Origin of the sequence: Cellulomonas gilvus ATCC 13127 (genome assembly GCF_000218545.1) — a bacterium.
Lineage (GTDB): Bacteria > Actinomycetota > Actinomycetes > Actinomycetales > Cellulomonadaceae > Cellulomonas > Cellulomonas gilvus.
In genome coordinates, this window is record NC_015671.1 from 3115121 (window position 1) to 3134033 (window position 18913).

Annotated in this window: 23 protein-coding genes; 11 read left to right on the top strand and 12 right to left on the bottom strand. The window is 75.9% G+C overall.

What is annotated here, in order from left to right; all coding sequences use genetic code 11:
- Positions 1–2 precede the first annotated feature (2 nt).
- A complete protein-coding gene (locus tag CELGI_RS14195) occupies positions 3–746 on the top strand; it encodes a sensor histidine kinase (protein WP_049785575.1) in 744 nt (247 codons plus the stop codon).
- Positions 743–1408 (top strand): response regulator transcription factor, encoded by a 666-nt coding sequence (locus CELGI_RS14200; RefSeq protein ID WP_013884827.1) that lies wholly within the window; start codon positions 743–745, stop codon positions 1406–1408. Before CELGI_RS14195 ends, CELGI_RS14200 begins: the two co-directional genes overlap by 4 nt.
- Here CELGI_RS14200 and CELGI_RS14205 read toward each other — a convergent pair.
- Positions 1390–2637 carry a phosphotransferase family protein gene (locus CELGI_RS14205; RefSeq protein ID WP_013884828.1) on the bottom strand — a complete coding sequence of 416 codons (1248 nt, stop codon included), beginning with the start codon at positions 2635–2637 and terminating at the stop codon, positions 1390–1392. The two genes, CELGI_RS14200 and CELGI_RS14205, sit on opposite strands and share 19 nt — an antisense overlap.
- A 72-nt stretch (positions 2638–2709) precedes the next feature.
- On the opposite strand from CELGI_RS14205, the gene CELGI_RS14210 reads away from it, so the two are divergent.
- The 4 genes from CELGI_RS14210 (at position 2710) to CELGI_RS14225 (ending at position 5473) form a co-directional block, all read left to right on the top strand.
- Positions 2710–3153, top strand: a complete 444-nt coding sequence (locus tag CELGI_RS14210; RefSeq protein WP_013884829.1) for a hypothetical protein — start codon at positions 2710–2712, stop codon at positions 3151–3153.
- A gap of 153 nt (positions 3154–3306) precedes the next feature.
- Complete coding sequence (locus CELGI_RS14215) at positions 3307–4014, top strand: SanA/YdcF family protein (RefSeq protein WP_013884830.1); 708 nt, start codon at positions 3307–3309, stop codon at positions 4012–4014.
- 37 nt (positions 4015–4051) lie between these two features.
- Positions 4052–4885: a Cof-type HAD-IIB family hydrolase gene (locus CELGI_RS14220; protein ID WP_013884831.1), complete on the top strand. Its 834-nt coding sequence runs from the start codon at positions 4052–4054 to the stop codon at positions 4883–4885.
- Between the two features lie 9 nt (positions 4886–4894).
- Complete coding sequence (locus tag CELGI_RS14225; protein ID WP_013884832.1) at positions 4895–5473, top strand: alpha/beta hydrolase family protein; 579 nt, start codon at positions 4895–4897, stop codon at positions 5471–5473.
- A 3-nt stretch (positions 5474–5476) separates the two neighbouring features.
- Here the strand turns inward: CELGI_RS14225 and CELGI_RS14230 are convergent, their stop codons facing one another.
- Entirely contained in the window at positions 5477–6016 is a 540-nt protein-coding gene (locus CELGI_RS14230) for an O-acetyl-ADP-ribose deacetylase (RefSeq protein WP_013884833.1), read from the bottom strand.
- A gap of 692 nt (positions 6017–6708) precedes the next feature.
- On the opposite strand from CELGI_RS14230, the gene CELGI_RS14235 reads away from it, so the two are divergent.
- Positions 6709–7998, top strand: a complete 1290-nt coding sequence (locus CELGI_RS14235) for a serpin family protein (protein WP_013884834.1) — start codon at positions 6709–6711, stop codon at positions 7996–7998.
- Between the two features lie 29 nt (positions 7999–8027).
- Here the strand turns inward: CELGI_RS14235 and dtd are convergent, their stop codons facing one another.
- The 9 genes from dtd to CELGI_RS14280 all read right to left on the bottom strand — a co-directional run bounded on the left by dtd (position 8028) and on the right by CELGI_RS14280 (position 14892).
- Complete coding sequence (dtd, locus tag CELGI_RS14240; protein ID WP_013884835.1) at positions 8028–8462, bottom strand: D-aminoacyl-tRNA deacylase; 435 nt, start codon at positions 8460–8462, stop codon at positions 8028–8030.
- A 13-nt stretch (positions 8463–8475) separates the two neighbouring features.
- Entirely contained in the window at positions 8476–9447 is a 972-nt protein-coding gene (locus CELGI_RS14245; RefSeq protein WP_013884836.1) for an asparaginase, read from the bottom strand.
- 4 nt (positions 9448–9451) lie between these two features.
- Positions 9452–9802 carry a DUF2516 family protein gene (locus CELGI_RS14250; RefSeq protein WP_041574799.1) on the bottom strand — a complete coding sequence of 117 codons (351 nt, stop codon included), beginning with the start codon at positions 9800–9802 and terminating at the stop codon, positions 9452–9454.
- A 48-nt stretch (positions 9803–9850) separates the two neighbouring features.
- Entirely contained in the window at positions 9851–10981 is a 1131-nt protein-coding gene (locus CELGI_RS14255; RefSeq protein ID WP_013884838.1) for an FUSC family protein, read from the bottom strand.
- Complete coding sequence (gene ygfZ, locus CELGI_RS14260; RefSeq protein ID WP_041574800.1) at positions 10978–12126, bottom strand: CAF17-like 4Fe-4S cluster assembly/insertion protein YgfZ; 1149 nt, start codon at positions 12124–12126, stop codon at positions 10978–10980. The genes CELGI_RS14255 and ygfZ overlap by 4 nt, the downstream gene beginning before the upstream one ends.
- Before the next feature lie 59 nt (positions 12127–12185).
- Complete coding sequence (locus CELGI_RS14265) at positions 12186–12755, bottom strand: FABP family protein (RefSeq protein ID WP_013884840.1); 570 nt, start codon at positions 12753–12755, stop codon at positions 12186–12188.
- 252 nt (positions 12756–13007) lie between these two features.
- Positions 13008–13499: a DUF4395 domain-containing protein gene (locus CELGI_RS14270; protein WP_013884842.1), complete on the bottom strand. Its 492-nt coding sequence runs from the start codon at positions 13497–13499 to the stop codon at positions 13008–13010.
- A 99-nt stretch (positions 13500–13598) separates the two neighbouring features.
- Positions 13599–14156 (bottom strand): TlpA family protein disulfide reductase, encoded by a 558-nt coding sequence (locus tag CELGI_RS14275; RefSeq protein ID WP_013884843.1) that lies wholly within the window; start codon positions 14154–14156, stop codon positions 13599–13601.
- A gap of 1 nt (position 14157) precedes the next feature.
- A complete protein-coding gene (locus CELGI_RS14280; protein WP_013884844.1) occupies positions 14158–14892 on the bottom strand; it encodes a hypothetical protein in 735 nt (244 codons plus the stop codon).
- 236 nt (positions 14893–15128) lie between these two features.
- Between CELGI_RS14280 and CELGI_RS14285 the strand changes: the two genes are divergently transcribed.
- Both CELGI_RS14285 and CELGI_RS14290 read left to right on the top strand, forming a co-directional pair.
- On the top strand, positions 15129–15851 hold the full coding sequence (locus tag CELGI_RS14285; RefSeq protein WP_013884845.1) for a winged helix-turn-helix transcriptional regulator: 723 nt from the start codon (positions 15129–15131) through the stop codon (positions 15849–15851).
- Positions 15852–15891: 40 nt separating this feature from the next.
- Positions 15892–16824: an alpha/beta fold hydrolase gene (locus CELGI_RS14290; protein ID WP_013884846.1), complete on the top strand. Its 933-nt coding sequence runs from the start codon at positions 15892–15894 to the stop codon at positions 16822–16824.
- A gap of 5 nt (positions 16825–16829) precedes the next feature.
- Here CELGI_RS14290 and nth read toward each other — a convergent pair whose 3' ends face one another.
- On the bottom strand, positions 16830–17564 hold the full coding sequence (gene nth, locus CELGI_RS14295) for an endonuclease III (RefSeq protein WP_013884847.1): 735 nt from the start codon (positions 17562–17564) through the stop codon (positions 16830–16832).
- Between the two features lie 167 nt (positions 17565–17731).
- Here nth and CELGI_RS14300 point away from each other — a divergent pair, with 167 nt between their 5' ends.
- Entirely contained in the window at positions 17732–18139 is a 408-nt protein-coding gene (locus tag CELGI_RS14300; protein WP_013884848.1) for a hypothetical protein, read from the top strand.
- Positions 18140–18219: 80 nt separating this feature from the next.
- Positions 18220–18897, top strand: coding sequence for a Crp/Fnr family transcriptional regulator (locus CELGI_RS14305; RefSeq protein ID WP_013884849.1), 678 nt, complete (start codon positions 18220–18222; stop codon positions 18895–18897).
- Positions 18898–18913 lie beyond the last annotated feature (16 nt).

Sequence of the window (18913 nt, forward strand, 5' to 3'; positions counted from 1 at the left end):
CGATGCTCGACCGGCTGCACACCAGCATGGCGGCGCAGCGTCGCCTCCTGGACGACGTCGGTCACGAGCTGCGCACACCGCTCACCGTGATCGGCGGGCACCTCGAGCTCATGGACGTCGAGGACGCCGCGGACGTGCGCGCCACGCGCGAGCTCGCGCTGGACGAGGTGGACCGGATGCGCCTGCTGGTCGACGACCTGCTGGTGCTCGCGGTCGCCGACCGCGAGGGCTTCGTGCGACCGGTGCCCACGGACGTGGGCGTGCTGACGGACGACGTGCTCGACAAGGCCACCGGGCTCGGCCGCCGGACGTGGCGCGTCGACCAGCGCGCCGACCAGCGGTGCCTCGTGGACCCCCGCCGGCTCACCCAGGCGTGGCTGCAGCTCGCGAGCAACGCCGTGAAGTACTCCGCGGACGGTTCGACCGTCACGCTCGGCTCCGCGGTCGCCGACGGCACGCTGCGGCTGTGGGTGCGCGACGAGGGCGTGGGCATCGCGCCCGAGCACCAGGCACGCATCTTCGAGCGGTTCGAGCGCACCGAGCAGTCGGCGGGGACCGAGGGCGCCGGGCTCGGCCTGGCGATCGTCGCGGCGATCGCGCGCGCGCACGGCGGCGGCGTGGACGTGTCGTCGACGCCCGGCGTGGGATCCACGTTCGTGCTGCACGTCCCGGTCACGCTGGCACCCGACGATGGCGCGGACGGCACGCCCGACGAGCGGGACGACGACGAGGAGGGACCCGCATGAGCGGCGTTCTGGTGGTCGAGGACGAGGCGCGGATCGCGTCCTTCGTCGCCAAGGGCCTGCGCGCGGCGGGCTACGCACCCACCGTCGTCGGGACCGCACGCGAGGCGCTCGACCTGGCGCTCAGCGGCGAGATGGACCTCATGGTGCTCGACATCGGGCTGCCCGACGGGAACGGGTTCGACGTGCTGCGCCAGGTCCGTGCCGCGGGCTCGCGCCTGCCCGTCATCATCCTCACGGCCCGCAGCTCGGTGGAGGACACGGTGGCCGGGCTCGAGGGCGGGGCCGACGACTACATGGCCAAGCCGTTCCGGTTCGAGGAGCTGCTCGCGCGCGTACGGCTGCGGCTGCGCACCGACCAGGACGCGGGTGACGACACGACCGTGCTGCGCCGCGGCGCCGTGACGCTCGACCTGCGCTCGCGCCGCGCGACCGTCGACGGGCGCGTCGTCGACCTGTCCGCGCGCGAGTTCGCGCTCGCCGAGACGTTCCTGCGCAACGCCGGGTCGGCGCTGTCCCGCGAGCAGCTGCTCTCGCGCGTGTGGGGCTACGACTTCGACCCGTCGTCCAACGTGGTGGACGTCTACGTGCGGTACCTGCGGACCAAGCTGGGCGCCGGGCTCATCACGACCGTGCGGGGCGTCGGCTACCGGTTCGAGGCGTAGACCCCGCCGACGAGCTCCTCGGCAGCGGTCAGGAGCCGCTCGGCCTCGTCGTGCGGCTCCGCGGGGTCCGCGGGCAGCGCACCCGCCGCGAGCGAGAGCAGCACCCCCGCGGTGCGGACGCGCAACGCGTCCGGGTCGACGAACCCGCCCGCCTGCTCGGTCCATGCCGCGGCGACGGCCAGCAGCTCGGGCGTCGGGGGCCGCACCGCCCGCAGGTGCGCCAGCAGGCACGCCACGTCGTCCACCAGGTGCCCGGGCCCGACCGTGTCCACGTCGAGCAGGCCCGTGGGGCGCGCATCGGCGCCGACCAGGAGCTGACCCTCGTGCAGGTCGCCGTGCGTCGGCACCACGGGACCCGCGTCCGTGCGCCGCAGGCCACGCCGGACCGCGTCCGCGAGCCCCTGGGCGCGCTCCGCGAGCGCGGGACGCACCGCGAGCGCGTGCCCGTAGGAGTGCGCACGCGCCGACCAGGGGCGCCGGGCCGGGAGGTCGAGCGTGGCCGCGGGGAGCGCCTGCACCACCGCGAGCACATCGTCGAGCGGCACGTCGGCGCCCGCGACCAGCGCCTCGAGCAGCGGCGTCCCCGCGAGCGCATGCAGCACCACGAGCCCGTCGTCGTCCGCGCGCGCCACGTGCGGCACGGGGACGCCCGCAGCCGCGAGCAGGCGGTGCCGCGCCACCACGTCGGCGGCGTTGCCGTCCGCCGGGCGCAGCACCTTGACGAACCACGGCACGCCGTCGCACTCGGCGCGCACCACGGCCCGGCGCAGCGGCCGGTACCCGACCAGGTCGAGCGCGGTCACGGGGCCCGAGCCCGCGAGCGCGGGGGCCAGCAGCGCCGGGTCGCACGCGCGGCGCAGCGCGGGCAGCAGCGGGTCGTCCGGGTGCCGCCACACCACCACGTCCCCCGCGGGTCCGGTCGCGACGAGCGTGCGCGGCACGTCACGCGGGCAGGACCGGGACGACGATGCGAGCAGGTACTCCACGACGCCCGCGCGCTGCACGGCGTACCCGACCGTGACGCCGTCACCCGGCCGGTGGTGCACCGCGTCGACCCGCCAGGAACCGGGGGGCAGCGCCGCGGTGCCGAGCGCCGCGGCGAGCAGGTCGCCCGCACCCGCGCCGGTGAGGACCGCGAGCGCGGCCGCCTCGTCGGCCGCCGCCGGCGCGGGAGCGTGCCGGCTCCCGCGCCGTGCAGCATGGTCGTCACCGCGGGGGCTCGTGCTCATCGGGTCAGCATCCCCCGCGCGGCCGGTCGGGCTCAGTCGTCGGCGCTCGGCGCGCTGACCGGGGACTGCGGCGTGACGGGCGACGCGGGCGTCACCGGCGTGACCGGGCTGGCGGGCGTGACGGACGTGGCCGCGCTGCCCGAGGTCACGGCGCTGCCGGACGTGATCGCCGTGACGCTGGTGACCACCGAGGAGTTCTCCGTGCGCGTGGGGTCGCTCGCCCCCGGCGACGGCGTGGGGTGCGGCGCGAGGCTCGACTCGTCGGTCGGGCGTGCGCGGTCGTCGGACCGGTGCGTCGCGTCGTCGGACGGGTACGCCGACCGGTGGGTCGCGTCGTCGGACGGCGCCGACGCGTCGTCGGACGGCAGGGCGGTCCGGGTGGTGCCGGCGGGTGTCGTCGTGCTCGACGGCGTGGCGGGCGAGCCGTCCGGCGTGGACGCCGCCAGGGCGCTGCCGCCCGCGACGGCGACGGCGCCCAGGGTGCCGGAGATGATCCAGACGGAACGGGGGAGCTGACGCATGGGGTTCTCCTCGGTCGGTGGTGCCACGGTCCCTCCGTGGCACCACCGACGTTCGTCGTCGCGGATGAGGTCTCCAGGAGCGCGCGATGAGAGGTCTCTCATCCACGCGTGCGGCCGAAGGCACGGCCACCGCGGCTAGGCTGCGCGCGTGAGCATCCCGGCCGAGGCGGACCAGGCGCCCGCCGGAGCACCCGGCCGCGCGCGGCGTCGGCGCGTGCGCCGTGCGCTGTGGGTCGCGCTCGGGGTGGTCGTCACGCTCGCGGTCCCGCTGGTGTGGGTGCAGGGCACCGGTCAGGCCCACCTGCGCAGCCTCGACTCGGTGGACGACGCGCCCGTGGCGATCGTGTTCGGCGCGGGCCTGCGGCCCGACGGCTCCCCGTCCACCTACCTGCGCCGCCGGCTCGACGCCGCACAGTCGCTGTACGACGCGGGCAAGGTCCAGGTGATCCTGGTCAGCGGCGACAGCGGCTCGGTGGGGCACGACGAGCCGTCGGCCATGCGCGACCACCTCGTCGAGCACGGCGTCCCGGAGCGGGACGTCGTGCTCGACTACGCGGGATTCGATACGCACGACACGTGCGTGCGCGCGCACCGGGTGTTCGGGGTGGACCGCGCCGTCGTCCTCACGCAGGACTACCACGTGCGCCGCGCGGTGTTCTCGTGCATCGCGGCCGGCATCACCACGCAGGGCGTCGGCGTCTCGTCGGCGAGCGTCCAGCCCGGTCAGCTGTGGCAGTGGCGGCTGCGCGAGGTGCCCGCGTCGTACAAGGCCTGGTGGGACGGCCTGACGCACCGGCGCCCGGTCTACCTGGGTCCGGACGAGCCGGGCGTGCAGGACGCGCTGACCACGCCCTGATCCCCGGGCACGGTTCGCGGTGGGAGAGGATCGACGCATGCCCACCAGCCATGCCCCCGCACCCGACGTGCGCCTGGTCGCGCTCGACATGGACGGTTCGCTGCTCGACGACGACAAGAACCTGCCGGATTCGTTCTGGCCGGTGCTCGAGGAGATGCTCGATCGCGGCATCGTGGTCTGCCCGGCCTCCGGCCGGCAGTACGCGACGCTGCGTGCGCAGTTCGCGCGGGACGACCTCACGTACGTCGCGGAGAACGGGGCGATCGTGGTCAGCGGAGGCCGGACCGTCGCGGTCACGGCGCTCGACCCGGGCACAGCACGCGACGTGGTGCGCACGGTCCGCGCCGCGGTCGCGGACGGCGCCGAGCACGGCACCGTCCTGTGCGGCGAGCGGTCCGCGTACGTCGAGCGGACCGACGACGCGTTCCTGCAGCACGTGCGCCCGTACTACCGGCGCCTCGAGCTGGTCGAGGACCTCACCGCGGTGCAGGACACCGTGCTCAAGGTCGCGGTGTACGACTTCGGCCCCGCGCAGGACGGGGCGGGGCCCCTGCTGGAGCCGTTCGGCGGTGCCGCGCGCGTGCTCGTCTCGGGCCGGCACTGGGTGGACGTGATGCACCTGGACGCGGACAAGGGCGCGGCCGTCCGGGCCCTGCAGAAGCACCTCGGCATCGGACCCGAGCAGACCATGGCGTTCGGCGACTACCTGAACGACGTGGGCATGCTCGAGGCGGCCCACTGGTCGTACGCGATGGCCAACGGCCACCCGGACGTGCTGGCACGCGCACGGTTCGTCGCGCCGTCCAACAACGACGCGGGCGTGGTCCGCACGCTCGTCGAGACGCTGCGGCTGACGCCGACGGCTGGCTAGCCTGGCCGCATGGCCGATGCGCTGACCCATCCCGACCCCGCACGCGTCGCGGGCGTGGTGCTCACGCCCGGTGCCGGCGCCGATCGCGACCACCCGACGCTCCGGGCGCTCGAGGAGGCCCTGGCGCCGCTCCCGGTGCTGCGGCTGAACTTCCCGAACCGCGACCGCGGGAAGGCCGGCCCGGAACGCGCAGAGGTGGCGATCCCGTTCCTGCACGAGCGCGTGACGCAGTGGGCCGACGAGCTCGGCGTCGGAACGGACCGCATCGTCGTGGGCGGACGCTCGTTCGGAGGCCGCATGAGCTCGATCGCGGTCGCGCAGGGCCTGCACGTCGCGGGGCTGCTGCTGCTGTCCTACCCGCTGCACCCGCCGGGCCGGCCCGACGACCTGCGCATCGACCACCTGCCCCAGGTGAGCGTCCCGGTGCTCGCGGTCAGCGGGGCCACGGACCCGTACGGCTCGCCCGACGAGCTGGCCCGCCACCTCGCGACGATCACGGGTCCGTTGAGCCTGGTGACCGTCCCCGGGACGCACGGCCCGCCGGACGCGCCGGTGGTCGCGGCCGTGACCGCGTGGCTCGGCCGCTGACGCTCAGCCCGGGCAGCGGCTGAGCTGAGCGTCGAACGCCGCGAGCGCCGCAGGCGAGAACAGCACGAACCGCACCAGCTCGACACCCCCGTCGTCGGCCGCGGTCCCCTGCTGCCACGCGCGTACCGCGTGCAGCGCGATGTCCGCGACGTCCCCCACGTCCCAGCCGTAGGCACCCGCGCTCACCGCCGGGAACGCGATGCTCCGCGCGCCCAGGTGCACGGCGATCTCGAGCGAGGACAGGAAGCAGGCCGCGAGCATCGGCGCGTCGCGCTCGCCCGCATGCCAGTTGGGTCCCACGGTGTGCACCACCCAGCGCGCGGGCAGGTCGAACGCGGGCGTCGCGACCGAGCGTCCGGGGGCGAGCCCGGCGGGCAGCCGGTCGGCCCGCAGCGCCCGGCACGCCTCGAGGAGCCCGGGGCCGGCGGCGGCGTGGATCGCTCCGTCCACTCCCCCTCCGCCGAGCAGGCTCGAGTTCGCGGCGTTGACGATCACGTCGACCTGCTGCCGGGTGATGTCGCCCTGGACTGCCTCGATCCGCATGGAGCCCATGCTCTCCCGCGACGCAGGGGCACGCACCTGCCCATCGTCCCGGACGCGACGAGGCCCCTCCGTCGCTTACACGGAGGGGCCTCGGCCTGCCGCCAGGCTAGGTCGAGGCGTGCGGCGGGCGGGTGAACGACACACGGCTCATCCACAAATTCTGTCCACAGCCCTGTGCTCGGCGCGTGTTCATCCAGGTCGGCCTGTGGACGCCGGTGTGGAGGACGGTGTGGACAAAGAAACCTCCGGGAAGCCCTTGTGGCGCTCGTCGCACCAGGACTAGAACTCGGTACATCGACCTCGACGGTTCGGGAACGGCGGACGAAAGCCCCTCCGGGGGACGGGTTCCGCAGGGACAGGACCAGCGAGGACGGGCCGGCCGGAGAACGGGCGACCACACCGACGGGGAGACCCGGAGGCTCGCGGATGACGACGCGAGGGGTCGCAACGGACCGAACGGTCGATCGCAGTCCTCCCGCCCGCGGGTGGCCGGTTCGCCGGCCGACCGGGTGTCGGGACGGAGCCGCACCGTCACAGCGGCGCCGTCGGTCGGTTCGCCGGCCGGCACGGCACCCCGGGTCCGCCCGCGGGGGTCGATGGCCTGGGATCACGGGACGGCCCCTCCGACGCTTACTCGGAGGGGCCGTCTCGTCTGTCTGCAAGGCGCCGCCCGCCCGGCACATGGACAGGGCATGGGCACACGACGAGAGACCATCGACCGCCGCCGACCGCGCTCGACCCACCGGGCGCACCGTGGTGCGGCGGTCGCCGCCGTCCTCCTCCTGGCCGGCTGCGCGTCGTCGGCCGCGGCCACAGGCCTGCAGACGGGCGAGGGGGAGCGCGAGCGGCTCGCCCTCACCGACGCCGCGGCGGTCGACGACGTGGTCGCGGCCACGTGGGAGCTCGGCATGCAGGCCCTGCGCTCGTCCGACGAGACAGGCGCCGCCGTGGTCTCGCCGTCCAGCCTGGTGACCGCGCTGTCCATGCTGGCCGAGGGTGCGAAGGGCGCCGAGGAGGACCCGTTCGCGGACGCGCTGGGCGCCTCCGGCGCGGCCCGGTCCGACGCGGTCAACGCGCTGCTCGCATCCCTCGAGCGCTACGCGGGGCCCGCCGCCACGGTCGGTGAGGACACGCTGCCGCCGACGCCCGTGGTCCACACGGCGCAGCAGGTCGTGGTGGACGACTCGGACGAGCTGGTCGGCGGGTTCCTCGACCGCCTGCAGCGGTCGTACGGCGTGGGCGTCGAGGTCACGGACCTGCAGACCGACGAAGGGCTCGAGCCCCTGAGCGACTGGGTGCGTGAGCACAGCGGCGGGCTCGTCGAGAAGACCGCGATCCAGCCCGACCCGTACCTGCTCGCCGTCCTCCAGGACGCGGTCACGCTGGCCGCCCGGTGGCAGACACCGCTCGACGGCGGCACCCGTGATGGCGAGTTCGCCTCCCCGGACGGCACGGTCCCGGCGCGCATGATGACGGCCTCGGACGACTTCGCGGTGGTCCACCGGGACGGCTGGACCGCGCTGCGCCTGCCGTTCACCGACGACCTCGCGATGGACGTGCTCCTGCCGCCCGAGGGGTCGACACAGGCGGACCGCCCCGCCACGGCGGACCCGGAGCTGGTCGCGGCGTTGTCCGCCGCGCTCGACGACGCCGAGCCCGGAGCGGCCGACGTCACCATGCCGCTGCTCGACCTCAGCACGACCACGGATCTCCTGCCGCTCGCCCACGAGCGCGGCCTGACCGCTGAGGTCTCCGACCTCGTCGAGAGCGGACCGGTCAACCTCGGCCAGGCGAAGCAGCAGGTGAGGCTCGAGGTGGGCGAGCAGGGCGCGCGCGCGGCCGCCGTCACCGAACTGGGCATCGTGTACGTGTCGATGCCCCTGGAGTCGGTCCGCGTCGACCGGCCGTTCCTCCTGACCGTGCGCGACGGCACCTCGGGCTGGCCCCTGTTCCTGGGCGCGGTCGAGGACCCGAACGCCTGACCGCGGGCCGGTCAGGTGGGCGCAGCCGGTCAGGTGGGCGCCGACTCGAGCAGGATCGTCACGGGGCCGTCGTTCACCAGCTCGACGGCCATGTCGGCCCCGAACATGCCCGTGGCGACCTCGAGCCCGCGATCCCGCAGCGCGGCGACCACCGCGTCGACCAGCGGCTCGGCCACCGCACCCGGGGCCGCGGCGTTCCAGGTGGGCCGGCGCCCCTTGCGGGTGTCGCCGTACAGCGTGAACTGGCTGACCACGAGCACGGGTGCACCCGCGTCCACGGCCGAGCGCTCGTCGCGCAGGATCCGCAGCTCCGCGATCTTGCGCGCGATCACCTCGACCTGTGCGGGCCCGTCCCCCGGCGTCACCCCGACCAGCACGAGCAGCCCCGGCCGGTCCACGGCGCCGACGACGCGCCCCTCGACCGTGACCGACGCACGCGTCACGCGCTGCACGACCGCTCGCACGTCCGGCCTCCCGTCAGAACGCCGGCTCGACGCTGCCGACGGGCTCGCCGTGCCCGAGCACCGGGGTCGCGCCGACGGGCCCGACCGCACCGCGGTCGACGCCCGCGGCCACGAGCGCGGCTGCCAGCACCGCGGCGCGCGGCCGGGCGGACCCGTCCAGCACCTTGAGCGCGACCGCTCCCCCGTCCGGCAGACCCGCGGCGTACACGCCGTCCGCGCCGTCCTTGGCGACCAGCCCGGGCACGGCCTGCATGAACCGCGTCGCGTCCCGGCCGGCGCCCGCGACGAGCCACGGGTGCGCGGCCATCGCAGCCGCCACGCGCGCCTCGGGCGTGCCCGCGTGCCCCTCGTCGTGCGGCGCGCGGGCCAGCCGGGCGAACGCGCGCGCGAGCCCGACGAGCGTCGTGGAGAACAGCGGCGCCCCGCATCCGTCGATCGTGGTGCGCTCGACGGCCACTCCCGTGAGCTCGGCGACCGCGGCCCGCAGCGCGCGCTGCAGCGGGTGGTCCTCCCCCCGGTAGCCCGCGGTGGGCCAGCCGGCCGCGACGCACGTGGCCAGCATCGCGGCGTGCTTGCCGGAGCAGTTCTGGGTCACGGGCGCCCGGTCGTGGCCGGCCGCGCGCCATGCGAACGCGGCATCCGGGTCCAGTGGCCAGTCCGGGGTGTTGTCCAGGTCCCGCTCGGTGAGCCCGGCGTCCGCGAGCAGCGCGCGCACGCCCGCGACGTGCTCCGGCTCGGCGTTGTGGCTCGCGCACGCGAGCGCGAGCGCCCGGTCGTCCACGCGCAGCCCGTGCCGCAGCATCCCGACGGCCTGCAGCGGCTTGAGCGAGGACCGGGCCAGCACCGTCACGTCGGGCTCGCCGAGCGCCAGGCGGACCTCACCGTCGGGTGCGAGCACCACCACGTGACCCAGGTGCACGGACTCGACGATCCCGCCCCGCAGCACGCGCGCGAGCGGCACCGCCCCCGTGGCGACGTCGGTCACGGGGTCACCACCCGCCCGGCGTGCCGCCCGACCTGCCCCGCCCCCCGCGCCTGCGCGAGTAGGGCGCGACCGCGGGCCGCACGTCGACGAAGTACACGATCACCGCGACCGCGCTGAGCGACATCACCAGGAAGCCACCCCCGGCCAGCGGTCCGCCGGGCGGCATCGTCAGGAACGCGAGCACCACGGCGCCCACCAGGATCAGCACCCACGCGGTCTTGCTCGCCTTGCCGGCGCTCGTGAACGCCGTGCCCGGGCGCAGCGCGGCATCGACCAGCGCCCACACCCCCGCCCCGAACACGAGCAGCAGCACGAGGAGGTACAGGATCCACTGAACGCTTCCGACGACTCCCACGCCGTGAGCGTACGGCCCGTCGCCCACGCCCGCGGCCCACGCACCGCGCTACAGCTCGGGCAGTGCCGCGCGGGCGCGCGCGGGGTCCTCCCCCGCGGCCTCGAGCAGGTCGACGACGAGCGAGCGGTGCAGCAGCACCAGGGACTGCACCTGCCAGTCCTGCGGCGCGACGACGAACGGGTCGAGCGCACCGGCCGCCGCGAGGAGGCCCGCGCGGGCGCGCGCGGGGTCGCGGCCCGTGCCGATCTCGGCGGCCAGGTCGTCGGCCGCGTGCGCGGTCGCCTCGATGCGGTCCGCGGCCGCGCGCAGGTCGTGCGTCGCGGGGGCGTCGAGCAGCGCGAGCGCGCGGCGCGTGAGCACGCGTGCGTTGCGCATCGCGCGGTCGGCCTGCACGGACGCAGCGACCAGGAGCGCGAGCTCGTCGTGGTGACGCCGGCCCGCGGGTGACAGCCGCGCCAGGTCGCGCGCGTTCGTCGCGACGTCCGTCCACTCGTCGAGCGAGGGCTGCGACGCGCGGCCGCGCACCAGCGCGTCCTCGACGTCGGACGCGGAGCCCGCCCGCAGGCCGCGCGCGAGCAGGTGCAGCACGGCCGCGACCTCGTCGACGGCCCGCTGCCCCAGGGCACGCGGGTGGCGGCGCGGGTCCGACGGCGTCAGCAGCGCGACCGCGAGCGCGACCGCACCACCGACGAGCGCATCGGTCCAGCGCCCGAACGGCCCGCCGGTCGCCGCCGCCGCGGGCAGGCCCACGATCACGATGGCCTGCACGCCGGCCTGCGTGGTGAGCATCGCGCCGCGGTCCAGGAGCCGGGAGACGGTCGCGGCCACGAACAGCACGAGCGCCACCTGCCACAGGCCGGTGCCGATCACGTGCACCACGGCGTCCCCGAGCCCGACGCCGATCGCCACACCGACCGCGAGCTCGGCCACGCGGCGCGCGGACCGGTCGGTGGAGAAGCCGAGGGCGATCCACGCGCTGACGGGCGCGAAGAACGGGTACGGGTGCCCGAGCACGTAGTGCGCGATGCCGAACGCGATCCCGGCCGCGACCGACGCCTGCAGGATCGGGAACCACGCGGCCCGCACGCGCGCGACGCCCTGGCGGCGCCGGACGCGCGCCACCAGGAGCACGTCGTGCCACCCGCGCGACGTGCGGTCGGGGTCCGCCGGCGGGCTCACAGCGCGGGGTGGACGCCCAGACCGCGCGCGAGCGGGCCGCGCGGTGCGGGCCGGTCGGTCGAGACGCCCTCACCGGGGACCACGGCCTCCTGGCCCGCCGTCACCGCCCCGCCCTCGCACGCGACCACCAGGACCGCGTCCAGCGGCGTCGAGCGCTTGACCACCGCGAGCGCGACGGGACCGAGCTCGTGGTGCCGCGCGACGCTGGTCACCCGGCCGACCTGCCGTCCGGGCTCACCCGGCACGTCGGTCGGCTCGTGCACGGGCGCACCCGGCTCGGGCAGGAGGTGCCCCGAGCCGTCGAGGTGCAGGAACACCAGCCGCCGCGGCGGACGGCCCAGGTTGTGCACGCGTGCGACGGTCTCCTGGCCGCGGTAGCAGCCCTTGTGCAGGTGCACCGCGGTGCGCAGCCAGTCGAGCTCGTGCGGGATGGTGCGGTGGTCGGCCTCGCGCGCGGCGCGGGGCCGCCACGCCTCGACGCGCAGCGCCTCCGCGGCCCACGTGCCGGCCAGCGGCCAGCCCGCCGCCTCGCGCGCCGCGACGGCGGCGGCCAGCTCACCGCGTGGGACCAGCACCAGCCGCCAGGCCCGGTCGGCGCCCGGGTGCTCCGCGGCGGGCGGCCCGTACCGCGTCCCGCCCTCGACGACCGCGGGCCACGGGTCGCGCCACGTGACGGGCTCGTCGGGTCCGCCCTCGGCGCCCACGGGCTCACCGATCGCCGCCCACGCGTCGGTCACGTCCTCGACCTCGACGCGCAGGGTGAAGCGCATGCGGTTCAGCCACGCCGCGAGCGCCACGGGCGTCTCGGTGATCAGCCAGGTCGCGGCGCCGTCGTCGACGACGGCCGCGTGGTGCTCCAGGTGGCCGTTCGGGCTCAGCACCAGCAGCTCGGTGGAGGTGCGGGGTGCCAGGTCCGCGAGCTGTGCCGTGGTGATCGAGTGCAGCCACGTGAGCCGGTCGGGCCCCGCCACGCGGACGACGCCCAGGTGCGACTGGTCCACCACGGCACCGCCGCGGGACAGCGCGCGCTGCTCCGCGGTCGGGTCCCCGTAGTGCCAGGCGACGCCCGCATCCGGCCCGGCGCCCGCGACCGCTCCCCGCCTGGCCAGCAGCGGGCTCACGTGCCGCGGCGCCTCGTACGGCAGCGGCTCGGCGGCAGCCTCGGGCGTCCCGCCCGGCGTGGTGCCGGCCACCGGGGGCACGCTCACTCCTCGACGCGCGCGAGCCGCGCGGACGCGTAGGACTGCATGGGCTGGCCGAACGCCGCCAGGTCGTGCGCCCACATGAGCTCGCCGTTGACCAGCCCGTACAGCCGCTTCGCGGCACTGATGTCCGCACTCGTGGCGGTCCGCGCGATCAGGTCGCTCACCAGCTCGACCCGGCCGTTGCCGATCGCGCCGATGTACAGCGCGACGTGGCCGGACGGGTCGGACAGCAGCACCTCGAGCGGGAACTGGTCGTCGGCGAGGTCCGCGGGCCGCTCCGGCGGCACCCGCCAGTAGCCCGACTCCGTGGACCAGACCGGGCCCTCGGCCTCGGCGGCCTCGGGTGCGTCGCCGGCCAGGGCCGCGGCGTCGTCGGGTGCGACGACCAGGCGGATGGTGGACGTGTAGGACAGGTACGGCCCGCCGTCGTGGTCGAACACCACGTCCTGCGTGAAGCCGGTCTCCTCGACACCCGGGTAGCCGACGACCCCTTGGCCGTGCCACCGGCCGACCAGCCAGGCCAGCGGGTAGACCTCGGGTGCGAGCCCCTCGGGCAGGACGAACGACATGGGTGTGCCTCCGGTTGCCGGCTACGGGCCGGCGGGTCGACGAGTCGTCAGCGGGTCAGCGCTGCGACTTGAACAGCCGGACCACCACGATCCCGGCGACCCAGGCGATCGCGAGCGTCGCGGCGACCAGCAGGCCGATGAAGAGCCCCTCGAGCGCTGTCATGCGCGCAATCCTAACGACCGCGGGCCGCGGCGGTGCTCCCGCTGCCGCGGTCCCGCGGTCGACTGCGTCACGTCCGCGTCACGTCCGGGTCAGGTGCGCGCGCGCAGCCGCACGCCCAGCAGGTACAGCTCGCACCCGAGGCACAGCCCGAACACGGCGTTGAGGAACGCGGCGACCAGCGCGACCGCCGCCGCGACCGGGACCGCGGCGCCGATCCCGGCGAGCGCGAGCACCAGTCCGGCCCCCGTCACGACGAGGCCCACGAGCTGCGCGAACCGCGGCGGCCGCGGGTCCTCGAGCTCGCTCGGCGCACCCAGACGAGGCCGGACCACGGTACGGAACAGCACGCCCTGCCACGTGCCGCCGACGCCCCGTGCGACGCCGAGCGCGAAGCTCGCGGCGACGAGCGCGAGCACGGCCGTCGCCGCGGGCGCCGTGCCCAGCAGGAGCACGACGACGAGCAGGACGGCGGTCAGCGCGGCGCCGAACCGCGGGCCGCGGGGGTCGACACCCGCGGGTGCGGGACGCGGGGCGGGCGGGGCCGTCGTGTCGGCCAGCGGGGTGGGGTCGGGACGGGTCATGGCAGCGCTCCTCGAGCTGGGGTCCGGACGGGGCGGCCTCGTCGGGCGAGGCGTGGGCCGGGACCGTCCGGTGCCGGGCGCGTGCGGCGGACGCACGGGTCAGCGGTGGGCGGCCCCGCCGGGACACGGCTCGGGAGCGCCGGCCTGCTCGTCGTGCACCGCGTGGGCTCCCGCTGCGGCGTCCTCCCCCGCATGCGCGGGGGCGGCGGCCTGCAGCGCGGCGTGCGCCTGCCGGCGGTCCATCGCCCCGGACGCGCGGCCGACGACGGCGCCCCGCGCGTCGAGCACGAGCACCGTCGGGGTCCGCAGCACGGAGAACCGGTGGACCAGGTCGAGCCGCTCGACGACGTCGAGGTCCACGTGCACCACACCGGGCGTCGTGGCCGCGAGGTGCTCGAGCACCGCGTGCGTGCGTCGGCAGGGCGCGCAGACCTCGCTCGAGAGCTGCAGGAACGTCGCGCGCCCGCCGAGCGGGACACCCAGGTCCGCGGGCGTCAGCAGCGCGCCCTGCTCGTCGGGTGCGGTGTCGTCGTCGTGCTGCGCGGCGCGCGCGACCTCGGGGGCGACGGCCGTGTAGCGGCCGTTGCGGGCGCGCCACCACAGCCCGAGCGCCGTGGCGGCGGCGAGCACCAGCAGGACCAGCAGCGGGCGCGGCACGTCAGCCCACCAGGACCCGGCCGACGACGTACACGAGGATCCCCGTGACCGTCACGGGCAGCACGACGGCGGCGACCGCGGGCACGGGCCGCTCGAGCGCCGGCAGCCGGTCGAACAGGACGTGCAACGACGACACGAGCACGCCGACCGCGACGCCCAGCAGCAGGCCCGCGGTGGTGTCCACGTCGCGCAGCACCGCACCCACCAGCGCACCCGCGGCTCCCGCGGACAGCGTGGTGGCGATCGAGCCCAGCCAGCCGTGCAGCGGCAGCGCGACCACGGCCGACCCGATCGCGAGCGCCAGCGCACCCGCGACCACGAGCGGCTCCCCGCCGGGCGTCCGGCCGATCGCGACCCAGCCGGCCACGGCGACCGCGAGCAGCGTCCCCGTGACCGTCCCGGCGACCGACTCGACCATGCGGACGCGGCCGTCCCGCCGCAGCAGCTCGTTGACGAAGGCCAGCAGGATCGCGGTGGCGAAGACCACCGGCAGGTCCCGCAGGTACGGCTGGTCCGCGACGGTGTGCACCGCGAGCACGGCACCCACGCCGCCCAGCCCGATCACCGCGGACGAGCCCGGCTTGAACGGCAGGCCCGTGAGCGACGGCCAGCCGACCGCGAGCGCGAGCGCGAGCAGCACGGCGACGACCGTGACCGCGAGTCCGCCCAGGTACCCGGCGACCGCGACCACGGCGGCGAGGGCGGCCGTGACGACCGCACGCGTGGCGAGCTGCATCCCGGCTACCGCCCGCTGGACGCGCGGCGACGGGGAGCGCCGGCGGGCCGGCAGGCCGCACCGCCCCCACGGGCGCGCAGCACAGGGCTCAGGACGGGCATCGGCACGCCGACCAGTCTCGCACGCGAGCCGCGTCAGCCGGGTGGATGCCCGCATGCGGGCCTGCATGGACGTCGGTCCCGGGCGTCCGGCCGAGGCGGTAGCGTGTCCCCACCCACGCGCAGGGAGGTTCGACGGTGGCAGACCTACTGCTCCTCACCCCGGCGTCCGGCGGTTCGGCACAGGTGCTCCCGGCCCTCGGACTGCTGTCCCATCGAGTGCGCGTGCTGCCCGTCGAGCCGTCGGCGCTGGTCGACGCACCCGACGCCGACATCGTCGTGCTCGACGCGCGCCGCGACCTGGTGACGGCCCGCACCACGTGCCGTCTGCTGCGCGCCACGGGCCTCGCGGTGCCGCTGGTCCTGGTGCTCACCGAGGGCGGGCTGACGGTCGTCACCGCCGAGTGGGGCGCCGACGACATCGTGCTCGAGACCGCGGGACCGGCCGAGGTCGAGACGCGGTTCCGGCTCGTCATGGAGCGCGCGGCGGTCGCGGGCTACGACGACGCACCGCAGGAGATCTCGTCGGGCGAGCTGACGATCGACGCGGGCGGGTACACCGCACGCCTGCGTGGCCGCCCCCTCGACCTGACGTACAAGGAGTTCGAGCTCCTCAAGTACCTGGTGCAGCACCCGGGCCGCGTGTTCACGCGTGCGCAGCTGCTGCAGGAGGTCTGGGGCTACGACTACTACGGGGGCACGCGCACGGTCGACGTGCACGTCCGGCGGCTGCGCGCCAAGCTCGGGCCCGAGCACGAGCAGCTCATCGGCACGGTCCGCAACGTCGGCTACCGGTTCGACCCGCCGAAGGACCGGCGCGCCACGGGTGAGCGGGAGTCCGTCCCGGAACCCGCGGCCTGATGGCCCGCGGTCCGGCCCGCCGTCTGTCAGGCTCGTCCCGATGACCACCGTCGACTCCGCCACGCTCCTGATCGAAGGTCCCTGGCAGCACCGCTTCGTCTCGGCGAACGGCGCACGTTTCCACGTGGCCGTCGCGGGCCCCGACGACCGTGACGCGCCGCTCGTCGTGCTGCTGCACGCGGTGCCGCAGTTCTGGTGGGCGTGGCGCACGCAGATCCCTGCGCTGGCCGACGCGGGCTACCGGGTCGCGGCCATGGACGTGCGCGGCACCGGCGGGTCCGACAAGCCCCCGCACGGCTACGACGTCCCGACGCTCGCCGCCGACGTCGCGGGCGTGGTCCGCTCGCTCGGGTCGAGCGACGCGGTCGTCGTCGGCAACGGGACCGGCGGGACCATCGCGTGGGCGATGGCCGCGCTGCACCGCGAGGTGACCCGCGCGATCGCGGTGCTGTCCGCACCCCACCCGCTCGACGCCCAGTCCCGTCCGTGGACGGCGCTGCGCCCCAGCGCGGTGCGGCGTCTGGCGTACCTGCAGCTGCCGTCGCTGCCCGAGCGCGCGCTCGCGCGCGGCGACCTGGCACAGCAGCTGCTCGCGGAGTGGGGCGGCGGCCCCTGGCTGGACCGCGCCACCGAGCGTGCGTACGTCGAGGCGCTGCGCGTGCCGTTCGCGGCACACTCCCAGCTCGAGCAGGTGCGCTGGCTCGCCCGATCGGTCCCACGGCCCGACGGACGCCGCTACCTGGAGCGGCTGCGCGGCACCCGCCCGCTGCCGGTGCTGCAGATGCACGGCTCACGCGACGGCCTGGTCTCGCCGCATCGCGCGGCGCCGAGCCGCTCGACCGCCGCGCTGATCGGCCGCGACCACCGGTTCGAGCTGGTCCCCGGCGCGGGGCACTTCCTGCCCGAGCAGGCGCCCGAGACCGTGACGCGCACGCTCCTGGACTGGCTGTCCGCGGTGGCGCCCGTCTCCTGAGCGGCTCAGCCCTTGAGCAGGGCCGCCGCCCGCTGCGGGTCCTGCTCACCGATCCCCGCGGACGGGCACAGCCGCGCGACCGGGCACGCGCCGCACGCCGGCCGCCGCGCATGGCACGTCCGGCGGCCGTGGAAGATCAGGCGGTGGCACGCCATGGTCCAGTCGCGCCGCGGCAGCAACGCGCCGAGCTCGCGCTCGACCACGAGCGGATCCTCGCTGGTGGTGTAGCCGAGCCGGCCGGACAGGCGCAGCACGTGCGTGTCCGTGGTGATGCCGGGCACGCCGAACGCGTTGCCGAGCACCACGTTCGCGGTCTTGCGTCCCACGCCCGGCAGCGTCACGAGGTCCGGCAGCCGCGCGGGCACGGTCCCGCCGAACCGCGTCACGAGCGCCTGCGACAGGCCCTGCACGGCCCGCGCCTTGGCCCGGAAGAACCCCAGCGGCCGCAGGATCTCCTCGAGCTCGTCGGGATCGGCGGCCGCCAGCTCGGCCGGCCCGGGGTACCGCGCGAACAGGGCGGGCGTGGTCGCGTTGACTCGCACGTCGGTGGTCTGCGCGGACAGCACGGTCGCGACGAGCAGCGTGAACGGATCCGTGAAGTCCAGCTCGCAGCGCGCGTCGGGGTAGCGCTCCGCGAGCATCCGGTCCACGCGCCGCGCCCGCCGGGTGCGCGCCAGGTCCGTCTCGGCGCCCGGCCGCCCGGGCTCCGCGGGTGCCGTCGGGTCCGTCGGTCGCGTCACCCGGGCAGCCTACGGCCGCGCCGGCACCGGTTGTTCGCGACAAGCCCTGCACGTCAGCGCGTTGCTCCCGGGGGGTGACGTCGCGCAGAACACGGCGCCAGGGCCTCAAGTCCGGTGCGGAAGTGTCCGAATCACTGAGAGTCCACAGCCCAAGGAGACGCACAGCCATGACGCCACGCGGCGATCAGCGGGTCAGGAACCTCCGGCTCGACCGCCGTGCGCTCCGCGCCGAGCAGGCACGAGTCGGCTGGTGGCGACGCCTCGTCAAGGCGCGCATGGACCTGCTCGTGGCGGGCGCGGCCCGTCCCGCACCGCTCGGTGAGGACGTCGCGTTCCAGCTGCCGCTCGACGTGACGCTCGGCGCCCCGCGTGCGGTCGAGCTCGACCGGCTGCTGCCCGGCCGCTCCGACCTGGCCCAGCTGACGGACCTGCGCGCGCTCGACGAGCGTCTGGCCGAGTACGAGCGCGGGGTCGCACGCGCGCTCGCGCAGACCACGGAACGCCTCATCGACCGGCTCGCGGGCAACCCGTCCGGCACGCGCGAGATGCTCGGGGAGCCGCTCGGCCAGGTCTGACGCCCGTCATGCGGCAGACTGTGCGGTGGACCGCGCCGCTGACCGGCGGCAGCGGCTGGAGGAGTAGCGAAGGAGCCATCGTGGCTGACGACGTCGTGCTGTCGGCACCGCTGTTCGCGGGTCTCGACGAGGAGTCGTCCCTGGCGCTCGTGGCGAGCATGACCCCGCTCGAGGTGGTGCGGGGCGACGTCCTGTTCCACGAGGGTGAGTCGGGCGACCGGCTCTACATCGTCCGCGAGGGCAAGATCAAGCTCGGCCGTCGCTCCAACGACGGTCGCGAGAACCTGCTCGCGGTGCTCGGCCCGGGCGAGATGTTCGGCGAGCTGTCGATGTTCGACCCGGGCCCCCGGACCGCGACCGCGACCGTGGTCGCGGATGCGGTCCTGCTCGAGCTGGGGCACGACGAGCTGTTCGCGTGGCTCTCGGACAAGCCCGGCGTCTCGCAGCACCTGCTGCAGGCCCTGGCCCGCCGGCTGCGCCGCACCAACGAGGCGCTCGCGGACCTGGTGTTCTCCGACGTGCCCGGCCGGGTGGCGAAGGCGCTGCTCGACCTCTCGACGCGGTTCGGCGAGCAGGTCGACGAGGGTGTCCGCGTCGCGCACGACCTCACGCAGGAGGAGCTCGCGCAGCTCGTCGGCGCGTCGCGCGAGACCGTGAACAAGGCGCTCGCGGACTTCGCCGCACGCGGCTGGGTGCGCCGCGAGGGCCGAGCCGTGGTGCTGCTCGACGTCGACCGTCTCGAGCGCCGCGCGCGCTGAGCCCGCAGCCCTGCTC

Coding starts and splice junctions, on each gene's coding strand:
- CELGI_RS14195 (WP_049785575.1), top strand. CDS start 3: ATGCTCGACCGGCTGCACACCAGCATGGCGGCGCAGCGTCGCCTCCTG.
- CELGI_RS14200 (WP_013884827.1), top strand. CDS start 743: ATGAGCGGCGTTCTGGTGGTCGAGGACGAGGCGCGGATCGCGTCCTTC.
- CELGI_RS14205 (WP_013884828.1), bottom strand. CDS start 2,637: ATGAGCACGAGCCCCCGCGGTGACGACCATGCTGCACGGCGCGGGAGC.
- CELGI_RS14220 (WP_013884831.1), top strand. CDS start 4,052: ATGCCCACCAGCCATGCCCCCGCACCCGACGTGCGCCTGGTCGCGCTC.
- CELGI_RS14225 (WP_013884832.1), top strand. CDS start 4,895: ATGGCCGATGCGCTGACCCATCCCGACCCCGCACGCGTCGCGGGCGTG.
- CELGI_RS14230 (WP_013884833.1), bottom strand. CDS start 6,016: ATGCGGATCGAGGCAGTCCAGGGCGACATCACCCGGCAGCAGGTCGAC.
- CELGI_RS14235 (WP_013884834.1), top strand. CDS start 6,709: ATGGGCACACGACGAGAGACCATCGACCGCCGCCGACCGCGCTCGACC.
- CELGI_RS14265 (WP_013884840.1), bottom strand. CDS start 12,755: ATGTCGTTCGTCCTGCCCGAGGGGCTCGCACCCGAGGTCTACCCGCTG.
- CELGI_RS14270 (WP_013884842.1), bottom strand. CDS start 13,499: ATGACCCGTCCCGACCCCACCCCGCTGGCCGACACGACGGCCCCGCCC.
- CELGI_RS14280 (WP_013884844.1), bottom strand. CDS start 14,892: ATGCAGCTCGCCACGCGTGCGGTCGTCACGGCCGCCCTCGCCGCCGTG.
- CELGI_RS14290 (WP_013884846.1), top strand. CDS start 15,892: ATGACCACCGTCGACTCCGCCACGCTCCTGATCGAAGGTCCCTGGCAG.
- CELGI_RS14300 (WP_013884848.1), top strand. CDS start 17,732: ATGACGCCACGCGGCGATCAGCGGGTCAGGAACCTCCGGCTCGACCGC.